22 protein-coding genes and 1 riboswitch are annotated in these 20,660 nt (G+C 52.4%); of the genes, 1 reads left to right on the forward strand and 21 read right to left on the reverse strand.

Features of this window, described 5'->3' with window-relative positions; translation table 11 throughout:
• Nucleotides 1-59 precede the first annotated feature (59 nt).
• From ccsA to ribD, 15 genes are all read right to left on the reverse strand, one after another.
• Complete coding sequence (gene ccsA, locus NSQ80_RS12345) at nucleotides 60-1,325, reverse strand: cytochrome c biogenesis protein CcsA (RefSeq protein ID WP_009225847.1); 1,266 nt, start codon at nucleotides 1,323-1,325, stop codon at nucleotides 60-62.
• The gene (locus NSQ80_RS12350) at nucleotides 1,322-2,992 is read right to left on the reverse strand and encodes a cytochrome c biogenesis protein ResB (RefSeq protein ID WP_009225846.1); all 1,671 of its coding nucleotides are present in this window, start codon (nucleotides 2,990-2,992) and stop codon (nucleotides 1,322-1,324) included. The genes ccsA and NSQ80_RS12350 overlap by 4 nt, the downstream gene beginning before the upstream one ends.
• Nucleotides 2,993-3,014: 22 nt before the next feature.
• Complete coding sequence (locus tag NSQ80_RS12355; protein WP_260071258.1) at nucleotides 3,015-3,542, reverse strand: redoxin domain-containing protein; 528 nt, start codon at nucleotides 3,540-3,542, stop codon at nucleotides 3,015-3,017.
• Nucleotides 3,543-4,005: 463 nt separating this feature from the next.
• Nucleotides 4,006-4,752: a pseudouridine synthase gene (locus tag NSQ80_RS12360; RefSeq protein ID WP_260071259.1), complete on the reverse strand. Its 747-nt coding sequence runs from the start codon at nucleotides 4,750-4,752 to the stop codon at nucleotides 4,006-4,008.
• A 134-nt stretch (nucleotides 4,753-4,886) separates the two neighbouring features.
• Complete coding sequence (locus NSQ80_RS12365; protein WP_009225843.1) at nucleotides 4,887-5,420, reverse strand: spore maturation protein; 534 nt, start codon at nucleotides 5,418-5,420, stop codon at nucleotides 4,887-4,889.
• Nucleotides 5,421-5,426: 6 nt separating this feature from the next.
• Nucleotides 5,427-6,056 carry a nucleoside recognition domain-containing protein gene (locus NSQ80_RS12370; protein WP_260071260.1) on the reverse strand — a complete coding sequence of 210 codons (630 nt, stop codon included), beginning with the start codon at nucleotides 6,054-6,056 and terminating at the stop codon, nucleotides 5,427-5,429.
• A gap of 49 nt (nucleotides 6,057-6,105) precedes the next feature.
• A complete protein-coding gene (locus NSQ80_RS12375; RefSeq protein ID WP_323076753.1) occupies nucleotides 6,106-7,305 on the reverse strand; it encodes a D-alanyl-D-alanine carboxypeptidase family protein in 1,200 nt (399 codons plus the stop codon).
• A gap of 139 nt (nucleotides 7,306-7,444) precedes the next feature.
• On the reverse strand, nucleotides 7,445-7,936 hold the full coding sequence (gene ytfJ, locus NSQ80_RS12380) for a GerW family sporulation protein (RefSeq protein WP_339299232.1): 492 nt from the start codon (nucleotides 7,934-7,936) through the stop codon (nucleotides 7,445-7,447).
• Nucleotides 7,909-8,592 (reverse strand): DUF2953 domain-containing protein, encoded by a 684-nt coding sequence (locus NSQ80_RS12385; RefSeq protein WP_339299234.1) that lies wholly within the window; start codon nucleotides 8,590-8,592, stop codon nucleotides 7,909-7,911. The genes ytfJ and NSQ80_RS12385 overlap by 28 nt, the downstream gene beginning before the upstream one ends.
• Before the next feature lie 203 nt (nucleotides 8,593-8,795).
• A complete protein-coding gene (scpB, locus tag NSQ80_RS12390) occupies nucleotides 8,796-9,461 on the reverse strand; it encodes an SMC-Scp complex subunit ScpB (RefSeq protein ID WP_323076758.1) in 666 nt (221 codons plus the stop codon).
• Nucleotides 9,430-10,227, reverse strand: coding sequence for a segregation/condensation protein A (locus NSQ80_RS12395; RefSeq protein ID WP_339299237.1), 798 nt, complete (start codon nucleotides 10,225-10,227; stop codon nucleotides 9,430-9,432). Before NSQ80_RS12395 ends, scpB begins: the two co-directional genes overlap by 32 nt.
• 118 nt (nucleotides 10,228-10,345) lie before the next feature.
• Nucleotides 10,346-10,813, reverse strand: a complete 468-nt coding sequence (gene ribE, locus NSQ80_RS12400; RefSeq protein WP_339299239.1) for a 6,7-dimethyl-8-ribityllumazine synthase — start codon at nucleotides 10,811-10,813, stop codon at nucleotides 10,346-10,348.
• A 66-nt stretch (nucleotides 10,814-10,879) separates the two neighbouring features.
• Nucleotides 10,880-12,121 carry a bifunctional 3,4-dihydroxy-2-butanone-4-phosphate synthase/GTP cyclohydrolase II gene (locus NSQ80_RS12405; RefSeq protein WP_323076764.1) on the reverse strand — a complete coding sequence of 414 codons (1,242 nt, stop codon included), beginning with the start codon at nucleotides 12,119-12,121 and terminating at the stop codon, nucleotides 10,880-10,882.
• Between the two features lie 147 nt (nucleotides 12,122-12,268).
• Nucleotides 12,269-12,943, reverse strand: coding sequence for a riboflavin synthase (ribE, locus tag NSQ80_RS12410; RefSeq protein WP_260071264.1), 675 nt, complete (start codon nucleotides 12,941-12,943; stop codon nucleotides 12,269-12,271).
• Complete coding sequence (gene ribD, locus NSQ80_RS12415) at nucleotides 12,943-14,064, reverse strand: bifunctional diaminohydroxyphosphoribosylaminopyrimidine deaminase/5-amino-6-(5-phosphoribosylamino)uracil reductase RibD (RefSeq protein WP_009225833.1); 1,122 nt, start codon at nucleotides 14,062-14,064, stop codon at nucleotides 12,943-12,945. The genes ribE (NSQ80_RS12410) and ribD overlap by 1 nt, the downstream gene beginning before the upstream one ends.
• Nucleotides 14,065-14,355: 291 nt before the next feature.
• Nucleotides 14,356-14,518, reverse strand: a riboswitch (FMN riboswitch).
• Nucleotides 14,519-14,706: 188 nt separating this feature from the next.
• Between ribD and tlp the strand changes: the two genes are divergently transcribed.
• A complete protein-coding gene (gene tlp / locus NSQ80_RS12420; protein ID WP_009225832.1) occupies nucleotides 14,707-14,934 on the forward strand; it encodes a small acid-soluble spore protein Tlp in 228 nt (75 codons plus the stop codon).
• Nucleotides 14,935-15,001: 67 nt separating this feature from the next.
• On the opposite strand, the gene NSQ80_RS12425 is transcribed toward tlp, so the two are convergent.
• The 6 genes from NSQ80_RS12425 to deoD form a co-directional block, all read right to left on the reverse strand.
• Entirely contained in the window at nucleotides 15,002-15,439 is a 438-nt protein-coding gene (locus NSQ80_RS12425; RefSeq protein WP_009225831.1) for a peptidylprolyl isomerase, read from the reverse strand.
• 142 nt (nucleotides 15,440-15,581) lie between these two features.
• Complete coding sequence (gene lysA / locus NSQ80_RS12430; RefSeq protein ID WP_260071265.1) at nucleotides 15,582-16,910, reverse strand: diaminopimelate decarboxylase; 1,329 nt, start codon at nucleotides 16,908-16,910, stop codon at nucleotides 15,582-15,584.
• Between the two features lie 112 nt (nucleotides 16,911-17,022).
• Nucleotides 17,023-18,669 carry a spore germination protein gene (locus tag NSQ80_RS12435; RefSeq protein ID WP_339299244.1) on the reverse strand — a complete coding sequence of 549 codons (1,647 nt, stop codon included), beginning with the start codon at nucleotides 18,667-18,669 and terminating at the stop codon, nucleotides 17,023-17,025.
• A gap of 25 nt (nucleotides 18,670-18,694) precedes the next feature.
• Nucleotides 18,695-19,117, reverse strand: coding sequence for a stage V sporulation protein AB (locus NSQ80_RS12440; protein WP_260071267.1), 423 nt, complete (start codon nucleotides 19,115-19,117; stop codon nucleotides 18,695-18,697).
• Nucleotides 19,117-19,758, reverse strand: coding sequence for a stage V sporulation protein AA (locus NSQ80_RS12445; RefSeq protein WP_339299246.1), 642 nt, complete (start codon nucleotides 19,756-19,758; stop codon nucleotides 19,117-19,119). Before NSQ80_RS12445 ends, NSQ80_RS12440 begins: the two co-directional genes overlap by 1 nt.
• A gap of 142 nt (nucleotides 19,759-19,900) precedes the next feature.
• Nucleotides 19,901-20,608, reverse strand: coding sequence for a purine-nucleoside phosphorylase (deoD, locus tag NSQ80_RS12450; RefSeq protein WP_260071269.1), 708 nt, complete (start codon nucleotides 20,606-20,608; stop codon nucleotides 19,901-19,903).
• Between the last annotated feature and the right edge of the window lie 52 nt (nucleotides 20,609-20,660).

Here is a 20,660-nt window from a genome sequence, read left to right on the forward strand (position 1 = left end):
CAACCCCTTCATCATCTTACCCAATCAGTTGAGCAGTCCATATGGTATTATTGCCTGAGTTAATCGGTACCCGCGTAGGAGTGCAGCCCCGCTATGATCAGATTTACCCCAACCAGTGTAAACATCACGACGAGAAATCCCAGAACAGCCAGCCACGAAGACTTGAGCCCCTGGAAGCCACGCGACAAGCGCAAATGGAGGTAAGCACTGTAAAATAGCCAGGTAATCAGCGCCCATACTTCCTTCGGATCCCAACCCCAGAATCTGCCCCAAGCTTGCTGCGCCCAGATCATGGCAAATACGAGCGCTCCCAGCGTAAAGATGGGAAATCCGATCGCAATCGCCCGGTAACTGATCTCATCCAAATCATCTGGGTCGATTCCCCGCAGTGCGGGCGATAACGCTGTGCCGAGCGGCTTGCGCAAAATTAACCGGAGCAGCAAATAAAGTACGGTACCAGTTAGTATTGCCCAAATTATTGTATTCAGTTTGCGGCCGGCCGTTTCCCCTCTCATCCAGGAAGGAGCATCAAACAAAGGCTTCTTCATGCCGAGGAACGGCTGAATGTGCTCCGGCTCGCTTTGATGCGGACCAACGATCGGTGGCAGATTATAAATTTCTTTATCTTCTATTGTACTATCCTGCTCCACTTGGGTGTCAATCGTTGTCTGATTTTGTACGAAGACAGCTTCATATCCGGCTGCCCGGAAGGCAAAGACGGATACAATGAAGCCCAATACTATAATAATAGAAAAAAGCGTAAATTCAACCCACCATTTTTGACGGCGGCCTGCCTTATCGGTCGCTTTAAAATCCACGGCCCTTAGCAGGTACATTAACCCTGCTACAAAACCAACGGCAAAGAACGCCTCGCCGGTAGCCGCCAGCGTTACGTGGATATAAAGCCAAATGGAACGCAGCGATGGAATCAGCGGCTGAACGTCCTGCGGGAATACAGCAGCGTAAGCCATAATGATAATCGCCAGCGGGAGTGCAAACATCCCAAGCAATATTTTGCGATAAATGATAAAGACAATAGTGAAGGCCACCATAATCATCATGGACAAGAACGTCATGAATTCGTACATATTGCTGACGGGTACATGTCCGCTATACGCCCAGCGGGTACCGCAATAGACAAGATGCGACAGCAACCCAAGCGAGGAAACGGCAAATGAAATGCGTCCCCATTTCTTCTCATGCCGCTTCGGGTCGCGGTTGCGCCACGTCTTGCCTGTTACGGCCACTACATAAAAAATAAAAGCCGCACAATAAAGCAAAAAGGCCGTCATAAATGCGACTCTGCTGATTTCCAAAAAGTTCATGGATGTTTCCCCCTATTTTCCAATGACTTCTCATCCGCTTCTACACCCATCGATTGGAGGAATGCGGAAACTTCGCGGCGCATGCCAAACCAATTCTTGGTCGTATGTCCGCCCAGCGTCAGCTGTCGGCCATCGACACGCAGCCATATGCGGCGATGCTGCCAGTAAAACCCTAAGACCAGTCCAAGCATCACGATCCCAAGACCCAGCCAAACGAACGGCATCGCCCGGTCAACCCGGATGTTCAAATAACTGGACGCTTCGATAAAGTCGACGTCTTCCATCCCAAGGACATCCAGCCGCAGCTTCGATTGTACGCCCCCAAGCTGCTCGTTAATCGCATCCTGCTGGAACCGCTCCTTGTCAACCTGTTTAGGAAAATAAATGTACTGTGCGCCTTCCTCCGGAAGATCCGGTCCTTTGATCAAAAATAAAAAGGCAGGCGCGTTAGGCTCGCCGGAAATGGATACCGGCTTTCCCTCGTCGTTCAGGGAAAAATCCATATATTTATTTTGCAGCGTTAACCGGTAAGGGCCAACTTCATACTCACGCTGGGGATTTCTCATGTCCAATTTGAATTTACCGTAGGATTTCCCGGTTTTAACATCCACTAAGGCTGGCTGCACCGATCTTAGCTTCGGCGTGAGATCAAAGTCGAACTGATACGCTTGAAGTCCTTTGTAACTGAGCGGATCGTTAACCCGAATGGCATGACGCTTGACTTCGCGAAGCTGCGGCTCCTTCGAAGGATCGTCGCAATCCGCCGTGCATTCATACAGTACGGCTTGGGTCTCAAACAGCTTCGGCACAACCTTGCCTCTGGCTTTAAATTCCTCGGACATTTCGTCCTCGCTGTAATATTCAACCGTAAACTTCTCATTTTTCAAATAAAGGTTCGTTTCGGGAATATGCGTGATTTCGCCTTCAGGGAACCAGTAATGTTTGTCCAGATGCAGACCCGGCAAACCGCGGAACAAGACCGCCAGGAGAAAAACGATCAGTCCGATATGAATAATGTAAGGGCCCCAGCGGCTAAACCGCTGTTTCTCTGCCAGCAAGGCGCTGCCGTCTGTATAAACCCGGTAATGCTTCTTTCGCAACGGTTGGACGGCTCGCTGAACCCATTCCGCGCCATCTTCGTTGATTTCCCCTTGATAAACGATTTTCTGCCGGGTGAGAAATTCCAGGTGTTTGCGCACTTTTTGCTTTGAAAGCGCTTTGTAAAGCGGAAGCACGCGATCCAGACTGCAGATCACGAGCGAAGCTCCGATCATCACCAGCAGCAGTATAAACCACCAGGACTCATACGTATGGGACAAGCCCAGCCGGTAATAAATTTCGCCGATCGTTCCGTACTTGTTCTTGTAATAGGTAGAAGGATCGAAATTAATAAAGTTGCTTTCCTGTTCAAATATCGTGCCTAACATCGCACCAATCAGTGTGATGATGATCAGATAAATCGCTACCTTGACGGAGGAGAAGAAGTTCCAAATCCGGTCAATGAAATTGGGATTGGTCCGCTGCGACCGCCGGGCGACCCCGTCGTAACGCATCTCCAGCAGCCCGCCTTGCTGATCCTCCTCAAGCAGCGGTTTGCCGCAGGCTTCGCACAATACGGTTCCCACCCGGTTTTGGTGGCCGCATTCGCATTTTGTGTTTTCGATCACCGATTATGTCCTCCTCTCGCCGTCAAAGCCCCACCAGCTGCTTGATTTGGTCATCCAACGTATCCAAATTCAGCTCGCCTTGATGAATGGAGGTAATTTTGCCGTTCTTGCCGATAAAGAACGTCGTTGGCATCGGCACGATGCCGTAATCGCGCGTTGTCGTATTGTCGGAATCAAATAAAATGGGAAAATCCACGCCCGTCTGCTTGACGAAATTTTGTACGGTCATCTCGTCTTCGCCCGTGTTGATGCCCAGGACGACGACGCCTTGATCGCGCCATTTTTCCCATTGGGCTTGTAATGCGGGCATTTCTTTCACGCAATAAGTGCACCAGGTAGCCCAGAAGTTCAAGACCACCGATTTGCCCTTATAGTCGTCTAACGTATGTACCTGTCCATCCAAACCGAGCAGTTTAAACGCCGGCGGATTCCCGCCTTGTTTTGGTTTATCGGCCTCGCCGCCGGACACTGCGGTCCCGATCGCATATCCGCCTAGGATGACGATCAACAGCAAGATGACGATTTGGATCGGCCGTCTCGCCTTCCCCATAGTTAACTTCCTTTCTATGAAAAATATCATGAAGTGTTGAACAAATCGTGAACACTCTATGAACATTATATCGAAATTCGCCGCAGTTTCAGCCCGGGGAAATATGAATATTATGTGACGCGCTAGAAATGAGGTGAAAATGCGGTGAAAGGGCGGTAAGGTGAAAAGATTCGTATGATCCTGCTATCGCTTATAGGCCTTGATGTTGTTTGAACGACGGGTTTGCTACGACTGGGGCAACCGGGCAAAATGTTCTTACGATCGCTGTTGCTCGCGGAATTCTTAATCATAACAAGTTCAAGGTAGAATTCCGCTCACAAAGGCGAACGCTCCGCTTCTCCAGAATCATTTTCCCCTTTTGCCATTCTCCGTATTTTTGTTCAATCTACAAGGCAAGACCTTGACGCTTCGCTGTTCAGAATCGTTCCACCCTGTTGCCTTTCGCCTCCAGTTCACCGCATTTCTAGCGCTTTGGAGTGGGGGGAGTAGTGGTGCGGGCGAGTTTGTAGAGGCTGTCGACTTCTTCTTTGGTCAAATGGCGGTACAGGCCGCGTTTGAGGTTACCCAGAACCAAATCACCAAAGGAGATGCGCTTGAGCCGTGTCACCGGGTGCGAAATCGCATCAAACATGCGGCGCACCTGACGGTTTCGGCCCTCATGAATTGTGATCGAGATGGTTGCGTATTTCTCCTCCGGATCGATGTCATAGTACTCGACCTCGGCTGGAGCCGTCATACCATCCTCCAACATCACACCTTGCTTCAGCTTGTCCAGCGCCGTACCGTGCGGCACCCCTTTGACCGTTGCGAGATACGTCTTCGGTACATGATGCTTCGGATGCGTCAGCAGATGCGCAAATTCGCCGTCATTGGTCAGCAGCAGTAAACCTTCCGTATCATAGTCGAGCCGGCCTACTGGATACACCCGCTCCTTGATTCCTTTTAAGTAGTCGGTGACGATTTTCCGGCCTTGGGGATCGGAAGCGCTTGTGATGACGCCTTTTGGTTTGTTGAACATCAGGTACAGCTTCTTCTCCGCGCCGATCGGCTTGCCGTCGACGGTAATGACGTCCACAGACGGATCAGCTTTCGTGCCCAGCGTCGTGACGGTCTCACCGTTGACTTGAACCTTGCCGCTTAGAATCAATTCCTCGCATTTACGGCGCGATGCCACACCGGCAGCGGCCAATATTTTCTGTAATCTTTCCATATTTGCATTAGTCACCTCATACACATGATACCCACCTCATGGAAAAATCACAATAGCGGCCCCAATAAACCGCAAAAACCGCCTCATCAGCGAAGGGCTGCGGGCGGTTCACAAACCTAAACGATATGTAGATATTAACCGAATAAGAGCAAGCAAACGACAATCGCTGCGATAAAGCCAACTACATCCGAAAATAACCCCACCTTTAGGGCATAACGTCCGTTCCGGATCCCCACGGCACCGAAATACACCGTTAAGACGTAAAGCGTCGTGTCGGTACTTCCTTGGATGGTGGAAGCAATCCGGCCGATCATCGAATCCGGACCATAGGTTTTGATCAGGTCCGTTGTAAATGCAAGCGAGCCCGTCCCGGTCAAAGGCCGGAGAAACCCAAGCGGCAACACTTCCGGTGGAACATGAAGCCAGGATAGAAAGGGGGTCATCCACCCGACAAAGAAATCGAGCGCCCCGGAAGCGCGGAATACGCTGATCGCCACCATCATGCCAACCAGATGCGGGATAATCCCGATGGCGGTCGAGAACCCGTCCTTAGCCCCGTCGACAAACGATTCGTAGACCGGTACTTTTTTGAAATAAGCATATAGCGGAATAAAGGCAATCATCACCGGTACGGCCCAAGCAGAAATAAGGTTCACCCAATCGAGCAAAGTGCCTCACCCTTTCAGCGAGATATCGGGTGGCGCCGAGACCTGCGGCGGAGTACGATAAGTGTTCCGTCTGCGATACCAGCGATCGGCAACGATGGCCGCCCCTGTGGCGATGGCCGTCGCAAGCAGCGTCGACCCCACAATTTCTGCCGGATTCGCAGAATGGAAGTTGATGCGGATCGCGATCAGCGTGGTTGGAATCAGCGTAATGCTAGCGGTGTTCAGTGCCAGCAGGGTACACATGGCCGGAGACGCCGTCTGTTTGTCCGGATTCAGCTCTTGCAGTGCCTGCATGGCGCGGATCCCCATCGGCGTAGCTGCATTCCCAAGCCCAAGCAAATTCGCGCTCATATTCGATAAAATATACCCCATGGCCGGATGGTTCTTCGGCACGTCGGGGAACAAATAAGCAACAATCGGCCCGAGCAGCTTGGAGATCGTCTTCACCAAGCCCGAATCTTCCGCCAGCCGCATGATCCCAAGCCAAAACACCAATACGCTGATCAAACCAAAGCATACGGTTACGCCGGTCGCGGCCCCGTCAAACGCCGCTTGCGTCACCGTGCCGATATCCCCTTTGATGGCTGCAAAGAGAAACCCGATCAAAATGAGCGCAAGCCATATTTTGTTGACCATTCTTCCTTCCCCTCCTTGGCCCAGTCCTGCCTATCTCCCTTAATTACACTCAAACGTCAAACAGCAAGGTTTGCAACACCTTCTTTAACGCCCCGGACCAATCGGAAGGTAATTGAATTACCTTATGGTCCGAGGCAAAACCAAAGGCTCCGCCGACATTCGGCTCGCTTCCCCTCTCCATGAGGGACGGGTTGTAGCTGACCTTATCGTAAACCGGCACCGTGCCGATTTCTTCTCCCTTTAATCGAACGCTGATTCTTCCGCGATAACCAAACGAGCCTGTGCGCGCCTCTACTAGCTTCAGCCTTCTCTCAATCTGACCGACTTCCTCCGGTGCCAACGCATATTTGAATTCCGCCCCGGTAACCAGGCTGTTTTCAATCTCTTGCCCTTTGCCGATCAACGTCGTCAACGGAAAGTTAGCAAAACCGTAGTCCAACAGCTTGCGGTGATCATTCCAATCATCCCCGTCGTTTAATGTAACAACGGCGATTTGTTGTCCTTTTCGGGTCGCGGAGCTCACCAAACAGCGTCTGGCCGTCTTGGTATAGCCGGTTTTGACGCCGTCCGCCCCATCATAGAAGCGCAGCATCTTGTTCTTGTTCAGCCATTTATAATCCCACGGATCATTGGGATTTGGCGCGGTTTTGCTGGGCGTTCGGACGATCTCCTTAAAATGCGGATTTTTCAAAGCATAGCTTGTCAGCTTGGCCAAATCGTTGGCTGAAGAATAGTGCCCTTCGGCATCTAAACCATGCGGATTTTGAAAATGGGTATGCGTCAGTCCGAGCAGCTTGGCCTTTTCATTCATTAAATAAACGAAGCCTTCTTCCGAGCCGCCCACATGTTCAGCAATCGCTGTCGCGGCATCGTTGCCCGAACGGAGCATCAGCCCGTAGAGCATATTTTCCAGACTCATCTCTTCCCCTAAATGGAGATATAGGGATGAGCCTTCCTTCCCGTACGCGTTCTTCCCAACCGTGACCGTATCCGACAGCTTGCCGTGCTCGATAGCCACGATGGCGGTCATGATCTTGGTCAAGCTGGCGATCGGCAGCTCGTCATCTCCTTGCAAGCTGTACAGCAGGCGGCCCGAAGTCACGTCAATGACCGCAGCGGCCTGAGCATGGATCGATGGCGCAGCGGGAGCAGCTTGTACGGCCTGCGGATTCACCCAAGCGAGCAGCAGAACCGCGGCCAATAAGCGGCAAAGTGTGCGAAATCTGCGGTCATGTGAGTCTTTCTTCATAAGTTGATTCCTCCGGTAACAGGTACTGTAGCGGGTACTTGTTTACTTATATGCAATTTTCCAAGAGAGTATGTCCCACCTGAAATCAAGAAAAAGACCCCTCCCGGCAGCCCGGAAAGGATCAACGGTCAAAAAGCGGTTATGCAAAAGGATTGATGCCGGCTTGGACGGCCGATTCCTGCATCTGAGCGGCTTGTGCTGTTGCCATCGAGGCATTCGCAGATGCATGTTGGTTCGGGAACATGGACTGGATTCTGTCGATGACGCCAGGCAACGTATCGATGATTTTTTCGACAAGATGCGTTTGGTTATCCAGCGGTACAATGTGTACCCCCGGCTTCCCAACGACGAGGAACGCGATCGGATTAATCGATACCCCGCCGCCGCTACCGCCGCCAAACGGACGGGCTTTGCCGTTCTCGGACGAGCCTGTGGCCGATTTATTGTGTTCGTCATCGACAATAAAATCGCTCCCCCCGGCAGCAAAACCGAAGCCCACGCGGCTGATCGGCAAAATCACGCTGCCGTCCGGCGTTTCGACCGGCTCACCCACGATCGTGTTGACATCAACCATTTCCTTGATGTTTTCCATGGCGGTTTGCATTAGTCCTTGAATAGGATGGTCAGCCATTTTTTAACTCCTCCCTTCACTTTTAGCACGCGAACTATAAGTACCAGTCCAGCATAGATAGCATAACCGCAGCGAATTTGCGCTATGCAGCGGAATTCCGTGGAAAATAACGGCTTGCTGCCGAATACAGGAACCACAAATAATTTAGGTCTTTGCTTCAAAGTAATATAGCGGGTAAGCCAGCCGACAAGCGTCGCTTTAACTCCCCATATTGCCCCCGTTAATGTAGCGGTATGGGCCGCATCCTCTAATGCGATGTTCGTTGACCATTCCAGCTTGCGGAAGGAAACGCGGCGAAGTGTGGATTGAAGCCAGACCCGCAGCCCGCTGGTCTCCCGAAGCAACCGTTCGAATTGATCCATCCAAAGCTCGATCTTGTCCTTGTTCACCTCATGGTTGACGCTGGTGGATTCCTTTTGCAGCACGTTCTCTGGCTGATTTTTCTCGATCTGCACACCGTCACGCCAATTTTTGATCCGGATCGTAGGTACCTGGTAACGTAAGCGAACAAAGCCATAGAGCATCGTGACTTCCAACAACACCGTGTCATCCCGATTTTTCTTGCGCAGGGTCATATTGAACGTAATGGTAGACAGCAAAATCAAGGCAGCTATTAGCAGCAGCAGGATCAGGATGCCTCCGAGCCAAATCCACACGGGAAAGCCCTCCATACCTATCAGATAAAATACTCCATCGTAGTATGGCTATCCCAAAAGAAAATCATTCGATACGTTTCACGATTTAAGCAAAGTGTTCGATAACAAACTTAATGCGTTTTGGGGCCGAATAACAAACGATCCCGTCTCAATTTGAGCGGGATCGTCGGTTCGTTCTGCCTGCGGTTTCTTTGCGGATGTCCTCATAAATTCCCTGGTTCCGGATCATCGGGATATTCCTCCGGTGACTCCTCCTGCGCAACGAAATCCTGATTCACATCATCAAACGTCAGCTGTTGTTCCTCTAAGCGTTGGAACAGGAGTTGCGTTTCCTCCTCCAGCTCCTCGGCACTTTCGAAATCGGCCAAATCCGGCAAATCCTTTAAGCTGGCCAGTCCAAAATAGTCCAGAAACGCCTTGGTTGTCCCATAAAGAATCGGACGCCCGATCGCTTCAGCGCGGCCAACCTCCTCGATCAAATCCTTGTTCACCAGGGAATGAATCGCCCGCTCGGATTTGACCCCGCGGATTTCCTCAATTTCCACCCGGGTAATCGGTTGTCGATAGGCGATAATCGATAACGTTTCAAGCGCAGCCTGGGATAAGGTCGAACGCGAAGGCGAATAAGCCAGACGTTCGAAATAAGGGGCGTGCTCCGGAAGCGTCGCCAGCTGGTAGTTGCCGGCGATCTGCACGATTTGCAGTCCTCTGCCGGCTCGCTCGAAGGACGATTTCATATCCAGCAGGGCATCGGACACCACCTCTTGCCGCTGCTCCGTCACTTCGGCCAGCTGTTTGAGGCTTAAGCCTTCCTCGCCTGCCAAGAAGAGCAACCCCTCAATAATCGATTTCAATTCCTGAAAATTCATCGATACTTCCTTCCCCTCTCCACTCCATAACAATATCGTCGAATAGCCGGTTCTGATAACAGACGATTTGCTTCATCTTCATCAGTTCCAACACGGCCAAAAACGTAACGACGATCTCGTGCCGACTCATTTCCGCATGCAGCAGCTTGGAAAAGAGCAACCTTCCGCCTTTACCCACATGCTCGAACGCGGCCACGACTTCCTTGAGCCGGTCCTTAACGGAAATTTCGTCGCGGTGAATCCGCGCCACCGTGTTGCGCTTGGCCGCCCGGCGCATCGCCTTCTGGAAGACGGCAATCAAATCGGCAGCATGCAACCCCTTTACCGGGTTCTCCTGCACAACCGGCATATACGGCGTCAAATCCTCCGGTTCTTTAGAGAAAATCAAGCTGCGTTCCCATTCGCGTTCATGCAAATGCGCAGCGATCCCTTTATATTTACGGTATTCGATCAGCTTGCGGATGAGCTCGTCCCGAGGATCCTCTTCCTCCTCAAACAAGTAATCGAAATCATCGTCCATTTCGATGACGGGTGGTTTCGGCAGCAGCTGCTTACTCTTGATCGACAGCAGCGTCGCAGCCATGACCAGAAACTCGCTGGTGACCTCCAGCTCAAGCTCCTGCATGTCTTGCAAATATTCGAGGTACTGATCGGTAATCTCACTAATGGAGATTTGATGGATATCAATCTCGGCTTTATCGATCAGATGCAATAGCAAATCCAGCGGCCCCTCGAAGGTTTCCAGCTTATACGTTACTGTCGTCAATGAACATCCTCCACCCGTAAGCAAACATGTATGTACATAAGTTTACCTTAAAAATGGTTTGTTGCAAAAGAAAAATGTAGTACCCCTACGGCTCAGGGGTACTACATTAAGATAAGCATTATTGCAGCTGTTTCGTCAAGTTCGCCATTTCGATCGCTGCCAACGCCGCATCCCAGCCTTTGTTTCCAGCTTTCGTTCCGGCACGTTCGACCGCTTGCTCGATATTTTCGGTCGTTACGACGCCAAAGATCGTAGGTACGCCGGTTTTGAGGCCAACGGCGGCAACGCCTTTGGAAACCTCGTTGCAGACGTAATCATAATGGGTGGTGGAACCGCGGATGACCGTACCCAGCGTGATGACTGCATCGTATTTGCCGCTCTCCGCCAGCTTCTGTGCCGCAAACGGGATTTCAAATGCACCGGGCACCCATGCGACGTAAATTTCTTCCTCTTTGGCTCCATGCCGTTTCAATGCATCCAAGGCGCCGGAAAGCAGCTTACTTGTAATAAATTCATTAAAGCGGCTGACCACGATCGCATATTTTAACCCTTCCGATACTAAATGCCCTTCAAATACGTTTGCCATGATTCATCAAACCTTTCTATTAGTGGAGTTAGATCATTGCTAAAGGGAAACTTCACTTCGCCGTATTTAGACGCGTGAGGAGGATTCATCCTGCTCCACATCGTCAAATTTGAGCAAATGCCCTAATTTCGCTTGCTTGGTATGCAAATACTTTGTGTTATCCTCGTTCTCTTTCATTTGAATCGGCACCCGTTCAACAACCTCCAGGCCATAGCCCTCCAGGCCTTTGATTTTCCGTGGATTGTTGGTCATCAAGCGAATTTTGCGGACACCCAGATCCTTGAGGATCTGCGCTCCAATTCCGTAATCACGCAGGTCTGCCGGAAATCCAAGCTTCAGGTTGGCATCCACCGTATCAAAGCCTTGCTCCTGCAGCTTGTAGGCCTTCAGCTTGTTAACCAAGCCAATGCCGCGGCCCTCCTGGCGCATATACAGCAGCACGCCTTTGCCAGCTTCCTCAATCTGGCGCAGTGCGGCTTCGAACTGCGGTCCGCAGTCGCAGCGGTGAGAGTGGAACACATCCCCGGTCAAGCACTCGGAGTGCACCCGCACCAGCACCGGCTCATCGCCGTTGATCTCACCTTTGACGAGCGCAACGTGTTCTTTATTATCCACGTCGTTCGTATAAGCGACGGCGCGGAATTCGCCGTAATCGGTTGGCATGCGCACTTCCACTTCGCGATTAACCAGCTTCTCCTTCTCATTGCGGTAATGGATCAGGTCCTTGACGCTGATCAGTTTAAGATCATAGGTTTTGGCGATCTCCACCAAATCCGGCAGCCGGGCCATCGTCCCATCTTCCTTGATGACCTCGCAGATGACGCCGGCTGGATAGGCACCGCACATCCGGGCCAGGTCTACTGCTGCTTCCGTATGGCCGGCGCGGCGCAGCACGCCGCCTTTCTTGGCGATCAGCGGGAACATATGGCCTGGGCGGCGGAAGTCCGATGGCTTGGCGTTGGGATCCATGATCGCCTTCACCGTCAACGAACGCTCATATGCCGAGATTCCCGTCGTTGTATCTTTATGGTCAATGGAGACGGTAAAGGCCGTCCCATGATTATCCGTATTTTGCGCCACCATCGGCTGCAAATCCAACTCCTCTGCCCGTTCCGCCGTAATCGGCAGGCAGACCAGACCGCGGCCTTGGGTGATCATGAAGTTGATCACTTCGGGCGTTGCCTTTTCAGCCAGTGCCACGAAATCTCCTTCATTCTCCCGGTCTTCGTCGTCGACGACGATAATGACCTTCCCCCGCATCAGTTCGTAAATCGCTTCTTCGACCCGGTCTAATACAATGTCACTCATCACTTTCCCCTCCTTAAAGTAAATGTTGATCGTCTGATGTAACAGAACTCTGAGACGTTATTCCTCAACACATTGGGCGATTTGCACTGCTAACGGAACTAGGAGGTCTTATTTAGCGCAGAGCTCTCCGTTCCGTTAAAATCAAATTTAAACGAACCCGTTCGCAGCCAGAAACGGGAGGTTGATTCCCGATTCGCCGCCGCTCGCTTCTTCCGTATCCTGACCGCCTCTGCCGTACTTGAGGAGATGATCCACGTATTTTCCAAGCACATCGCATTCCAGATTCACCGTATCTCCCGCCCGCTTGAAGGCGAGCACCGTCTCGGCTAACGTATGCGGGATGATGGATACCGTAAACGTCCCGCCTTCCGCTTCGACCACCGTTAAGCTGATCCCGTCTACAGCGATGGAGCCTTTAGGAATAATGTATTTGAATAAGGAAGGCTTACTTGGACGAATTTCAAACACGACCGCATTCTGATCCTGGCTCGTTCCGACAATGGTGCCGACTCCGTCGACATGTCCCTGTACGATATGTCCGCCGAACCGTCCATTCGCCGCCATGGCTCGCTCCAGATTCACACGGCTGCCTGGTTTCAAATCCTTTAGATTCGTGTTGCGGAACGTCTGCGGCATCACGTCTACCGTAAAGGAGGAAGCGTCAAACGAGGTGGCTGTCAAGCAGACTCCGTTCACCGAAATGCTGTCACCTAGCTTGATGCCTTCCGTCACAACCTTCGCCGAAATGTTCAGAATCATCGCTTCCCCTTTGCGGCTGATCGATTTCATCGTGCCGATTTCTTCCACAAGTCCTGTAAACATTAGTGATCTCCCTCCTTCACCTGCGCCCAGACCGGTACTCCCCGGATGCACACATTATCCCCGATTTGTTCGACTTCCATGTCGCGCAAGGTCACCGCATCCCGCATTAGATCATACCCGGCAAAGCTAAAGCTCGAGGGAGCTTCAGCTCCTCCGATCAGCTTGGGAGCAAGGAAAAGCACGATCTCATCCACCAGCTGCTGCTCCAATAGTGAACCGTTTAGACGTCCGCCTCCTTCTACGAGTACAGAAGAAATCCCTCGCTGTCCGAGTTGAACGAGCGCGTTCCGTAGATCAACCTGCGGACCGCTGCCGCAGCGGAGAACTTCCGCCCCAAGGTGGATGAGGCGTGCTGCCTTGTCTGGATCAGCCTGTTCCGTCGTCACAATCCATGTGGGAGCTTGCCCATCCCGAAGGACTTGTGCCGTCTCTGGAATGCGGAGCGTCGAATCCGCGATGATGCGAATGGGCGACAATCCCGGAACGGATAACCGGGTAGTCAGCTGCGGATCATCCGCGAGGATCGTCGAGGCGCCTACCATAATGGCCTGATGGCGATGCCGCATCGTATGGACGATTTCTCTTGCTCCCTCGTTGGAGATCCACTTGCTGTCCCCCGTCCGACTCGCCAGCTTCCCATCCAGCGTGCTGGCGGATTTGATCGTCACATACGGCATGCCGGTCGTGATGAACTTAATAAAGCGACGATTCAGCTTCAAAGCCCGTTCACGCAGCACACCAACTTCCACCTCAATCCCGGCGGCGCGAAGCAGCTCAATGCCTTTGCCGGCGACCAGCGGATTTGGATCTTCGCAGGCAACTACGACGCGCTGCACCTTCTCGTGAATCAAGCGCTCTGCGCAAGGCGGCGTTAACCCGTGATGGCTGCAGGGCTCCAAGGTGACATAAACGGTGCTGCCTTCTGCCTGGGAACCGGCCATGTTCAGGGCATGCACCTCGGCATGCGGTGTTCCCCGCTTCAAGTGCGTACCCAGCCCAACCAATGCCCCGTCCTTCACGACAACGGCACCAACGACCGGATTGGTCCCGGTTTGTCCCTGCGCGCGCTCCGCCATGTCCAGCGCTAGAGCCATGTAATATTCGTCGTCAATCACCTTCATCCGCGGTCCTCCTTACACCAATCCGTGAAGCGAAGAATACAAAAACAACCCTGCCGCAATCCGGCAGGGTTGAAATGAGAGTGGTTTTACGCATATCAAAAAGAGCACCTTCGTCTCCTCCCTGTCGCCACGACACGATCTGAGATCGTACAAGACGACAATGGACCAAAACGAAAGCTTGGCAACGTCAAGACTCTTCACCATCGTATATATGTGAAAAATAGAACTTGATCGTTTGAAGCTCTTTAGGTATGAACACCTTCGCAAATAAAATAACGTACGTGCTCTCGCGTTTTCCTTCTCCCATCCAGACTATACTGTCGGTCCCGGAATCTCACCGGCTCAGCCGCATGCTTACGTAAGCGCTGCGGGTCACGGACTTGTGCTTCATCGAACGAGCGTCCAATGAGCCATCACCGTCGGTAGGGAATTTCACCCTGCCCCGAAGGATTGCCAAATATTAAATTTGCATGACTGCAAGACGAATGTTAGCACTAATTTTGCAAAAAATCAAGCACACCTGTCACAACGCCAGCGAACCTCCACCTAGCGGATACTTGCAGATGTGCATAAAAACCGGCCTAAAGAGCTAACCTTAAGAACGATATCGTATGACAAATTCAATTCTCAGGAGGAATGAACGTGGCAAAACCGGATAATCGCTCCGACAATGTGGAAAAGCTGCAACGGAGCATCCAAAACACGATTAAGAATTTCCGTGAAGGACAAGATTACCTCAGCGAACATGCTGACGAAATCTCCCCTCAGGAGAAGAAGCAAATCGAGGAGAAGAACGAGAAACGACTGCACGCTATCGAAGGCTTACGCGAAGAGATCAAAGACGAAGCCGCTCACCAAAGAAAATCTTAATTCAATGAAAAGGGGCTCCGCGCCAAGACCAACTTGGATTTGCGGGGCCCTCTTACTTACTGGCTGATTAAGCTTCGTCCCAAACGGTAACTTCCTTCATTTTATCCCCAGGACGAATTTGGTCCACGTATTCCATACCCGAAATCACTTTACCGAAAACGGTATGCACTCCGTTCAAATGCGGCTGCGGCTCATAGACGATAAAGAACTGGCTGCCGCCGGTATCCTTGCCGGCATGGGCCATCGACAATACCCCGCGCTCATGCTTGGTCACGTTGGTATCTGTTTCGCATTTGATGGTGTAACCTGGGCCGCCTGTACCGTTGCCGATCGGGCAACCTCCTTGCGCGACGAACCCTGGAATCACGCGATGAAACGTAAGTCCGTTATAAAATCCGGAGTTGGCCAGCTTCTCAAAGTTCGCGACCGTTCCAGGAGCTTCCTCGGGCAGGAACTGAATTTCGACTTCTCCGCCTTTTTCCAAAACGATTTTACCTTTTTTCATATCAATGTACACACCCTTCTATATGAACGTCTGGGACAAACCTCTTACAGTTTACTAGAAAATCCGCGTACAAGCAAAACAAGGCCAAACAGGGAACGAATACACGCTCCCTCTCAGGCCTTGTTGCTTCAATCGCTCCTGCCTATTTCAGCGATGGCTGCTTCGCGATCCGTTCTGGAATCACGTCACATGCGACCAGATCCTGCAACGACTCGCGCTTCACGACAAGATCGCTGCGGCCGTCTTGCACGAACACGACCGCCGGACGACGGATCCGGTTGTAGTTGCTGGCCATCGCGTAGTTGTACGCACCGGTGCAGGATACGGCGAGCAGATCGCCGCTGTTCACCTTCGGCAGCTCTACGTCCCAAATCAACATATCGCCGCTTTCGCAGCATTTACCGGCAATCGACACGATCTCTTCATTGGCATCGTTGGCGCGGTTGGCCAGCATCGCCTCATATTTCGACCCGTACAGCGCCGGACGTGGGTTGTCCGTCATTCCGCCATCAACGGCCACGTATTTACGTACGCCAGGGATATCCTTGCTTGTACCTACCGTATACAGCGTCGTGCCAGCATCACCTACGATGCTCCGGCCCGGTTCAACCCAGATTTCCGGAAGCTGCGGATAATCAGCGAACTCCCGTTTCACTGCATCCGTAATCGCTCCAACATAATCGGACACCTTCAGCGGTGTGTCGCCTTCCGTATAACGAATGCCAAAGCCGCCGCCCAGGTTAACCACCTTGAAGATCACACCAAGCTGATCCTTCACCTGCATAGCAAAAGCCGCGACGCGCTCAACCGCCAACTGGAACCCTTCCACTTCAAAAATTTGCGAGCCGATATGCGAATGCACGCCAAGCAAATGCAGATTCAGGCTGCGGTTGGCCAAATCAACGGCTTCCAACGCCGAACCGTTGCCGATATCAAACCCGAACTTCGAGTCCGTCTGACCAGTTGAAATATATTCATGCGTATGGGCTTCCACCCCTGGTGTTACGCGCAGCAGGACATTGACCGTAACGCCTTTCTCGGCGGCAAGCGCCTGCAGCATGTGCAGCTCCGTAAAGTTGTCCGCTACGAAACAGCCAATCCCGGCGGAAATCGCCATTTCCAATTCATCTGGCGTCTTGTTGTTGCCATGAAAATGGATTCGCTGCGCAGGAAATCCCGCTTGAAGGGCCGTATACAATTCACCTTCGGAGACAACATCCAGGGACAAGCCCTCCTCCTCGGCCAGCCGGCACATCGCCATGACGCAGAATGCTTTGCTGGCATAGGCGACCTGGAAAGACAGCCCCGATGCCCGGAAAGCACCCATATATTCACGGCATCTTTGCCGCACAAGGGCTTCATCTACGATATACAGCGGCGTTCCGTAGGTTTGCTTCAGCTCGACCGTATCGCAGCCGCCGATTTCGAGATGGCCTTTTGCATTAATTTTGCTGGTACCGTGTAAATACATCTATGCAGTCCTCCACTTTCACAATTTTACACCAGTATAGCAAACAACCGGGAAACTGAAAAATGGATTTTTCGGAATATCATTTGTGTTATTTGTTAAACAAGCCTAAGCCTCACTTTTTGCCCGGCATTCGCGTGTTGTCGCGCGGTTTGTTGGAGGACGGTCTCTGCTTGGATGTCATGACCGGAACGCGGAATAATACCCCGGCCATCGCCTTTGCATTAAAAGGTATGAACGGCCACATGTAAGACGAATTATTCGAGCGGCGCAGGGTCAGCAAAACGATAAATGTGGTGATCCCGACAATCAGCCCGCCGGCGCCGAAAATCGCCACGGCCACAAGCAAAGCGAGCCGCACGACGCGATTGGCCAGTCCCAACTCATAGCTCGGCGTTGCAAACATCCCGACGGCCGCTACCGCCATATAAAGGACAACCTCGTTGACGAACAGCCCCGTCTGGACGGCGATATCACCGATCAGGATCGCAGCGATCAAGCCCATCGCTGATGCCAGCGGCGTCGGCGTGTGCACAGCCGCCATCCGCATCAGATCGACGCCGAACTCGACTAACAGGAATTGGGCGATGAGAGGGATTTTGCCCTGCTCCTGAGGCCCGATAAAGGCAAGCCCCGCCGGCTTGAACTCCGGATGAACGACGATCAGCAGCCAAATCGGCAGCAGGAAGAGCGAGGCGAAAATCCCAAAGAAGCGGACCCAACGCAGGTAAGTCCCCATGAATGGGGTCTGCCGGTTCTCCTCCGCATGCTGGCATAGATCAAAAAAGGTCGTCGGCAATATCATCACGCTGGGCGATGTATCCACAAACACGACAACCCGTCCTTCGAGCAAATGCGAAGCAACGACGTCCGGACGTTCCGAGTAGCGTACCAACGGATACGGATTCCATCCTCGGTGAATGATCGCTTCCTCCAACTGCTTATCCGCCAGAGGTATCCCGTCGATGTTAACGGCTTTGATTTTCTCACGGATCGAATCGACTTGGGTCTTATCCACGATATCATCGATGTAGGCGATACAGACATCGGTGCGGGTCCGACGGCCAACGCTGACCATCTCCAGCTTCAGTCCTGGGTCACGAAGCCGGCGGCGGACCAAGGTAATGTTGGTCACCAAGGTCTCCGTGAATCCGTCCCGCGAACCGCGGACGACGCGCTCGAGCGAAGGTTCCTCTGGGCTGCGCGTCGGGTACAACCGGGTATCCATGATCAGCGCGGTTTGCTCGCCTTCGATAAACAGCGTGCTCATGCCGGTTAACGTTTTATTGATGGCGTCGCTCAGCTTCTCCGTTTTTTCCACCTGAATATGAGGAATATAGAGCTCGAAGAAGGATCGAAGCGCTCCGGTCGTTAAATTTTCCGGCGTCAAATACGTCAGCCGTTTAATGATCTCCTGCATGACGTCGGTTCTCGCAAACCCATTGATGAAGAGCAGGCAGGTGCGTTTGCCGCCGAAGGTCATGTCGCGGAACACAACGTCAAAGCTCTCTCCCGCTCCGATGACTTCCTTCAGCGTATGTTTCGTTGTCGTCAGACTGCGGCTGATCGCATCGCTTTGCTGCCAATAGATGACCGACTCCTCAACGTTATCGGACCGCTCCGCTTCGCGTTTCCGTCTGATCGCTTCCTCTTCCGGATAATTCTCCTGCAGAAAATTTTCTTCTTCCTCAGGCACGAAGTCCGGGATCGCCTGCGGCTGATCCATTCCGCCCTGCATCGTTTCCTGCGTATCCTGCTCCATCCACATCTACCTCCGTTTCTTCAAATCACGGTCTGTAAATAAACCACTCAAACAGGGAGCCCGCCATTTTGCCAAACACCATCGCGAGCAAGAAGCCAAACAGATATCGCTGCATATGCAGCCTCTTGGCTAATATGGGAAGTACGTTCAGCACCTCGGTCAAAGCCGCCGCCAGCATCCCCACGAATACGCCGTTAAACAAACCGACGATGCCGGTAATCAGCCATGGCCCGGCCACCTTCCAGTTCCAGAAGTCCGCTACCGTGCCAATCACCGCTCCGGCGATCATCGCCCCTTCATACCAATGCACCTTATCGTAGGAATTTGTCACCTGGGCCAGGCGCGGAATCATGTCGAGCACGATAAATAAGGCGATCACGCCTCCGCCAATAGCAATGCCGCCGGCCAGGCCAAGGAAGATCGCCAACCCCGCAGCAACAGGTGACATCAGCTTCGCTTCGCCGCTGAATCGGCGCGGTGCATTTTTTTGTACTCTTCAGCAACGACGTATTGGTTCAGGTTCTCCTGGTAGAGGAACATTTCAACTTCGAGCGGGGTGGGTTCCTCGTTCCATTTTTTCTTAAACAAATGATTAAAGAATACGATCATCCCAAAACCGATACCTACGGAATAGGCCCCTTGAAATAGATAAGGATGCTCGTCCTTCTCCCCCGTGATCATCTCCACGATCCGGACCTGAACCTCGGGCATGCTGACGTCGGCGTGAAAGTTCATGATGGTCAAGGCCGCTCCAAAGAAGAGCAACAGCCATACTAAGGCAAACAGCAGCAGAGACGGCTTCTTCTCGGCTCTGATCATTTCCACGAGTACATGGGGCTCGCCAAGCAGCTCAATCCGCAGCCCGGGAAACCTCGCTTGGATCGCGGAAATGACCTGCAGCGTATCAATCACGATCAGATTCCCGTCACGTTGCTCCGGCCGGACCAACTCCAGCTCCAGCAGCTTGCCCTCCAGCTCCGGCTCTGCCAGCATACGGGCTACGTCCCGCAGCCGGATCGGCACCCCGGCGGGAAGTCCGACCTGCTTGCGCAGACGCAAATAGACGATGGACGCGGACTCATTCTCCATGCTGACCACCCTTCCACTAGCGTATTGCCCATAGTATGCCAAGCGAGGGGGGGCTTTACTCTTACTCTTGCACGCAAAAAAAAGCATGGGACGATGCTTACGCATCCGCTCCCATGCTTGATTCGATTGAGCTCTTCTGGGATTACAGCGATGCTGCCGTATCCAGAGCCACTTCCATCATTTGCTTAAACGTCGTTTGCCGTTCCTCCGCCGACGTCTCCTCGCCAGTCAGCAGATGGTCGCTGACGGTCAGAATCGTCAACGCCTTCACGCCGTATTTGGCGGCCAGGGTATAGAGGGCGGTGGTTTCCATTTCGACTCCCAGCACGCCGTATTTCATCAGCAGCTGGGTCACACTCGTATCGTCGCGATAGAACATGTCCGAGCTGAAAATGTTGCCGACATGCAGCTTCAGCCCTTTTTCCACGCCGCGCTCATAAGCCGCCTTCAGCAACTCAAAGTTAGCGATCGGCGCAAAATCGTACCCGCTGAAGACATGGCGGTTCATGCTGGAATCGGTACAGGAAGCTTGAGCCAAAATAACGTCTCGTACGTGCACATGCGGCTGCATGCCGCCGCAAGTCCCCACACGGATCAGATTTTGGACACCGTACTCCTTCAACAGCTCATTCACATAGATCGAAATCGACGGGATGCCCATACCGGTACCCTGTACCGAAATCCGTTTCCCTTGATACGTTCCGGTAAAGCCAAGCATGCCGCGCACTTCGTTATAACAGATGACGTCGCTCAAATACGTCTCGGCGATAAATTTAGCCCGGAGCGGATCTCCAGGCAGCAGGATCGTTTCGGCAATTTCTCCCGGTTTCGCTGCGATATGTACACTCATGTTCTGGTATCTCCCTTGCTTCCAATTTTGGTATTGATATCAACGCTCTTTA

The sequence above is a fragment of the Paenibacillus sp. FSL K6-2441 genome (assembly GCF_037964765.1).
Classification (GTDB): domain Bacteria; phylum Bacillota; class Bacilli; order Paenibacillales; family Paenibacillaceae; genus Fontibacillus; species Fontibacillus phoenicis.

Excerpts from the sequence above, each read along its gene's own strand:
- ribE (WP_339299239.1), bottom strand. The coding sequence starts at position 10,813 with ATGGCAAACGTATTTGAAGGGCATTTAGTATCGGAAGGGTTAAAATAT.
- NSQ80_RS12370 (WP_260071260.1), bottom strand. The coding sequence starts at position 6,056 with ATGGTCAACAAAATATGGCTTGCGCTCATTTTGATCGGGTTTCTCTTT.
- NSQ80_RS12425 (WP_009225831.1), bottom strand. The coding sequence starts at position 15,439 with ATGAAAAAAGGTAAAATCGTTTTGGAAAAAGGCGGAGAAGTCGAAATT.
- NSQ80_RS12375 (WP_323076753.1), bottom strand. The coding sequence starts at position 7,305 with ATGAAGAAAGACTCACATGACCGCAGATTTCGCACACTTTGCCGCTTA.
- ytfJ (WP_339299232.1), bottom strand. The coding sequence starts at position 7,936 with ATGGCTGACCATCCTATTCAAGGACTAATGCAAACCGCCATGGAAAAC.
- deoD (WP_260071269.1), bottom strand. The coding sequence starts at position 20,608 with ATGAGTGTACATATCGCAGCGAAACCGGGAGAAATTGCCGAAACGATC.
- scpB (WP_323076758.1), bottom strand. The coding sequence starts at position 9,461 with ATGAATTTTCAGGAATTGAAATCGATTATTGAGGGGTTGCTCTTCTTG.
- NSQ80_RS12445 (WP_339299246.1), bottom strand. The coding sequence starts at position 19,758 with ATGGAGAATGAGTCCGCGTCCATCGTCTATTTGCGTCTGCGCAAGCAG.
- NSQ80_RS12360 (WP_260071259.1), bottom strand. The coding sequence starts at position 4,752 with ATGGAAAGATTACAGAAAATATTGGCCGCTGCCGGTGTGGCATCGCGC.
- lysA (WP_260071265.1), bottom strand. The coding sequence starts at position 16,910 with ATGTATTTACACGGTACCAGCAAAATTAATGCAAAAGGCCATCTCGAA.
- NSQ80_RS12405 (WP_323076764.1), bottom strand. The coding sequence starts at position 12,121 with ATGAGTGACATTGTATTAGACCGGGTCGAAGAAGCGATTTACGAACTG.
- ribE (WP_260071264.1), bottom strand. The coding sequence starts at position 12,943 with ATGTTTACAGGACTTGTGGAAGAAATCGGCACGATGAAATCGATCAGC.
- ccsA (WP_009225847.1), bottom strand. The coding sequence starts at position 1,325 with ATGAACTTTTTGGAAATCAGCAGAGTCGCATTTATGACGGCCTTTTTG.
- NSQ80_RS12355 (WP_260071258.1), bottom strand. The coding sequence starts at position 3,542 with ATGGGGAAGGCGAGACGGCCGATCCAAATCGTCATCTTGCTGTTGATC.
- NSQ80_RS12435 (WP_339299244.1), bottom strand. The coding sequence starts at position 18,669 with ATGGAGCAGGATACGCAGGAAACGATGCAGGGCGGAATGGATCAGCCG.
- NSQ80_RS12440 (WP_260071267.1), bottom strand. The coding sequence starts at position 19,117 with ATGTCACCTGTTGCTGCGGGGTTGGCGATCTTCCTTGGCCTGGCCGGC.
- ribD (WP_009225833.1), bottom strand. The coding sequence starts at position 14,064 with ATGAAGGTGATTGACGACGAATATTACATGGCTCTAGCGCTGGACATG.